The 4,041-nt window shown below is 71.5% G+C and carries 5 protein-coding genes; 1 reads left to right on the top strand and 4 read right to left on the bottom strand.

Annotation, left to right across the window (positions count from 1 at the left end; all coding sequences use genetic code 11):
* The coding region (locus E1281_RS38180) for a helix-hairpin-helix domain-containing protein (RefSeq protein ID WP_131884573.1) at positions 1 to 666 on the top strand (666 nt) is incomplete at its 5' end.
* 21 nt (positions 667 to 687) lie between these two features.
* Here E1281_RS38180 and E1281_RS38175 read toward each other — a convergent pair.
* The 4 genes from E1281_RS38175 to E1281_RS38160 all read right to left on the bottom strand — a co-directional run bounded on the left by E1281_RS38175 (position 688) and on the right by E1281_RS38160 (position 3,735).
* Positions 688 to 1,641 carry a complex I subunit 1 family protein gene (locus E1281_RS38175; protein ID WP_131884572.1) on the bottom strand — a complete coding sequence of 318 codons (954 nt, stop codon included), beginning with the start codon at positions 1,639 to 1,641 and terminating at the stop codon, positions 688 to 690.
* The gene (locus tag E1281_RS38170; protein ID WP_243717786.1) at positions 1,634 to 2,203 is read right to left on the bottom strand and encodes an NADH-quinone oxidoreductase subunit C; all 570 of its coding nucleotides are present in this window, start codon (positions 2,201 to 2,203) and stop codon (positions 1,634 to 1,636) included. The genes E1281_RS38175 and E1281_RS38170 overlap by 8 nt, the downstream gene beginning before the upstream one ends.
* On the bottom strand, positions 2,200 to 3,282 hold the full coding sequence (nuoB, locus tag E1281_RS42755) for an NADH-quinone oxidoreductase subunit NuoB (RefSeq protein WP_131884571.1): 1,083 nt from the start codon (positions 3,280 to 3,282) through the stop codon (positions 2,200 to 2,202). Before nuoB ends, E1281_RS38170 begins: the two co-directional genes overlap by 4 nt.
* 81 nt (positions 3,283 to 3,363) lie before the next feature.
* On the bottom strand, positions 3,364 to 3,735 hold the full coding sequence (locus tag E1281_RS38160; RefSeq protein ID WP_131884570.1) for an NADH-quinone oxidoreductase subunit A: 372 nt from the start codon (positions 3,733 to 3,735) through the stop codon (positions 3,364 to 3,366).
* Between the last annotated feature and the right edge of the window lie 306 nt (positions 3,736 to 4,041).

The raw sequence follows: 4,041 nt of genomic DNA, 5'->3' as shown, positions 1-4,041 counted from the left end.
CAGCCACCGCCGCCCCCGCCCCTCCCGGTGCCGTCGCAGGACACCGCCCGGGGCGTGCTGTGGGCGTTCGTGCCGTTCGTCACCCTCGGCTACGGGACGCCGTTCTCGTTCTTCTACGCGGCCGCCCGGCGCGGGTCGTGGGGCCTGGGCGTCACCGCCGCCGGGTACGGCGTGGGCACGGGCGCCGTCGTGACCCTGATGGGGCTCGGCGACCCGGTCTTCGCCGTTCTCGGAACGTTCATGGCGATCCTGCTGTGGATCGCCGGCACCGGGCACGCGTTCGCCATCCGGTCGTCCGTCTTCCCCCGCGAGGGCCCGCGCAACCGCCGCAACCAGCACGCCATCGAGGTCGCCAAGTACCGGCGGTCGCTGCGCGAGGAGGCCAGGGCGCTCGCCGCCGAGGACCCGGCCCTCGCCCACGAGCTGCGGATCGGCCGTCCCGACGTGCCCCGCACCTACGACGACGGCGGCCTCGTGGACGTCAACCACGCGCCCGAGGAGATCCTCGCCGCCCTGCCCGGCATGACACCCGAGATGGTGGAACGCATCGTCCGGCGCCGGGAGGAGACGGGCGGGTTCGTGTCCGCCGAGGAGATGGCGGTAGACGCCGACATCCCGCCCGACGTCCTTCCCCAGATGGCCGACTTCACGATCTTCCTGCACTGACTCCCGGCCGCGACCCCGCGGTCAGAGCGCGACCTTCAGGACGCCCGTCAGTGCGAGCTGGGCGAGGGACAGCGGGACGAGCCAGGCCCAGGCGAGCTTCTGCAACTGGTCCTCGCGCATGCGCGGGTAGCTGACCCGCAGCCAGATGACGCAGAACGCCAGCGCCGCCCCCTTGAGCAGCGTCCAGAGCCAGCCCAGCTCGGTGTCCAGGAACGGGCCCTTCCAGCCGCCGAGGAACAGCACGGTCGTCAGCGCGCACAGCACCACGATCCCGGCGTACTCGGCCAGGATGAACAGCGCGAAACGCAGCCCGCCGTACTCGGTGTACGGGCCGAAGATGATCTCGGAGTCGGCGACCGGCATGTCGAACGGCGGGCGGCGCAGCTCGGCGAGGCCCGCGACGAAGAACACCACGGCGCCGACCGCCTGCCAGGGCAGCCACCACCAGCGCCACTCCTCCACGATGCCCGACAGCGACAGCGTGCCCGCGGCCATCGCCACCGACGACGCGGCGAACACGATCGGCAGCTCGTAGGACATCAGCTGCGCCGCGACCCGCATCCCGCCGATCAGCGAGTACTTGTTCGCGCTCGCCCAGCCCGCCATGATCGCGCCGATCACCCCGACGCCCATCACGGCGAGCGCGAAGAAGAGCCCGAGGTCGAGTTCGAGCGCGACCTGCCCGTCCGGCCCGACCGGGATCACGAGCAGGACCAGCAGGTACGGCACGATCGCCACGCCGGGGGCCAGCTTGAACACCCAGCGGTCGGCGTCCCGCGGGACCACGTCCTCCTTCTGCGCGAACTTCACCCCGTCGGCGACGAGCTGCGCCCAGCCGTGGAAGGCGCCCGCGTACATGGGTCCGAGGCGGCCCTGCATGTGCGCCATCACCTTGTGCTCGGCCTGGCCCACGAGGAGGGGCAGCAGCGCGAACGCGGCGGCGACCAGGGCCAGCTTGACGACGATCTCAAGCATTCGGGCCCCAATCGTCCGGCACCCCGGGCGGGCGCACGCGGCGGCGGCTCGGCGCGCCGTGGCCCGATTCGCCCGGTTCCTTGGCACCCGGCCAGGGCTTGGCGACCCGGGAGGCGAGCACGAAGTCCTTGCGGAGGGGATGCCCCTCGAAGCCGTCCGGCAGCAGCAGCGGGACGAGGTTCGGGTGGCCCTCGAACAGGACGCCGAACATCTCCGCCGTCTCCCGCTCGTGCCACGCGGCTCCCCGGTACACGGCCGTGGCCGTCGCCAGGACCGGGGCCCGTTTCGGGACGCGGGTACGGATCAGAAGGTGGTGGCGGCGTTCCAGCGAGTACACGTGGACGACGACGGCGAAGCCCTCGTCCAGTTCGTCCACGCCGGTCAGCCAGTCGAAGAACCCGCAGGACAGGTCGTCGCGCGCGAACGTCAGCGCGGCCACCCAGTGCTCGGGCGGGACCCCGACGGCGAGCCCGCCGGGCGTCTCCTCGGTGCTGATCTCGTCGCCGAAGCGGGCGGTCCAGGCGTCGGCCAGGTCCCCGCCGGGGGCGGGCTCGCCGCTCACCGGTCGCGCCCGATCTCGTCGTCGTGCCCGTCGTCGGTCAGGCCCGGGATGATCGACGGATCGTGCTCGTCGGACGGCGCCGGCTCGTCCTCCACGATCGGAACGGGACCGGTGGGCTCCTCGTCCTCCACGACCGGGACGGGCCCCGTGGGCTGCTCGTCCTCGACGATCGGAACGGGACCGGTAGGAAGCTCGTCTTCCACGGTCGGGACGGGGAGAGTGACGTCGTCCGCGGGGTGCGTCGCGGCCGGCTCCTCCGCCACCGGAACGGGACGCGTCTCGTCCTCGTCCGGCCGGACGGACGGCGGCGGCGCCTCGGGCTCGGCGGGAGGCGGGGCCGCGGGTTCCGGCATGTCTCCCAGGTGCTGGACGGGCATGGTCTCGTCCTCCGCCCCCGCCCCTTGAACGGGCTCGGCGGCCGGGGCCTCCGCGTTCTCGCCCGTCTCCTCCGCCATCACGTCCCAGTGCTCGAACGTCTCGTCGTCCCCGTTCTCGGGGGGAGGCGGCAGGAGGGGGCGGCGCAGGACCGTCGCCTCCATCGGCCGGGGCGGAGGCGGCGGCGTGACGGGTTCGGCGCCGCTGTAGCGGTCGCCCAGCGACTCCGCCGCGATCTTCTCCTGCAGGTGGACGATGCCGTGCAGCAGCGCCTCGGGCCGGGGCGGGCAGCCGGGGACGTACACGTCCACCGGGACGATCTGGTCGACGCCCTTGGTCACGCAGTAGGAGTCCCAGTACGGCCCGCCGCAGTTGGAGCAGGCGCCGAACGAGATGACGTACTTCGGCTCGGGCATCTGCTCGTACAGGCGGCGCACCGCGGGCGCCATCTTGTCGCTGACGGTTCCGGAAACGACCATGAGGTCGGCCTGCCGGGGACCGGGCGCGAACGGGATCACGCCGAGCCGGATGAAGTCGTGCCTGGCCATCGACGTCGCGATGAACTCGATGGCGCAGCAGGCCAGGCCGAAGTTGAAGACCCACAGCGAGTAGCGGCGGCCCCAGTTGAGCACGAACTTGATCGGCTTGGGCGCCAGCCGCGACAGCGGTCCGACGGTCGGCGGTGGTAGATCGATAGTGCCCACGGGTGCATTGTTACAGTCCGCCGGTGTCCGGCCAGAGGTTCGGACCGGCGATCGACCCCGCAGACCCCGCGGCCGCGGGGGTCAGACCCAGGAGAGGACGCCCTTCTTGGCCGCGTACACGAGGCCGGTGGCGAGGAACCCGAGGAACACGAACATCTCGCCGAGCGTCGTCGTCCCATAGCCGGGGGATGAGAAGATCGTTGCCCAAGGGAACAGGAATACGGCGTCCACGGCGAACACCACGTACAGGTAGGCGAAGACGTAATACCGCACGTACGAGTGCGCCCAGCCTTCCCCGACAGGGTCGACACCGCACTCGTAGGTGGTCAGTTTCTCCGCGGTGGGACGGCTCGGACGCAGCATCCGGTTCGCGGCGAGCCCGCCGCCGACGATCCCCGCGCCCACGAGGAGCAGTACGACCACGACGACATATGTGTCGAAATAGTTATGCACAAAAGTCTCCTCGCGTGCGTCTCATCCAGTATCCCCTCCACAGGGACCGAGGGGAGTGTGGCCTTGTACCTCCACACCCGGAGGCTCACGATGTCATGGTTTTACTGCACACTAGGCTTGCATTGCGGTCAGTTGACCTGGAAGGACGTGACCAGATGAGCAACCCCCCGCCTCCTCCGGGCTGGGAAGCCCCGGGCGGCTCCTCCTGGCCTCCTCCGCCGCCGCCCGCTGGTCCGGGCGGACCGGGTCCGGGAGGTCCAGGTGGCCCCGGCCCCGGCCCAGGCGGACCCGGCGGCCCGCCTCCCC

It is taken from the genome of Actinomadura sp. KC345 (assembly GCF_004348515.1).
Classification (GTDB): Bacteria; Actinomycetota; Actinomycetes; order Streptosporangiales; family Streptosporangiaceae; genus Spirillospora.
Note: the sequence above shows the minus strand (reverse complement) of the source record. Positions and strands in the feature narration are given on the sequence as shown.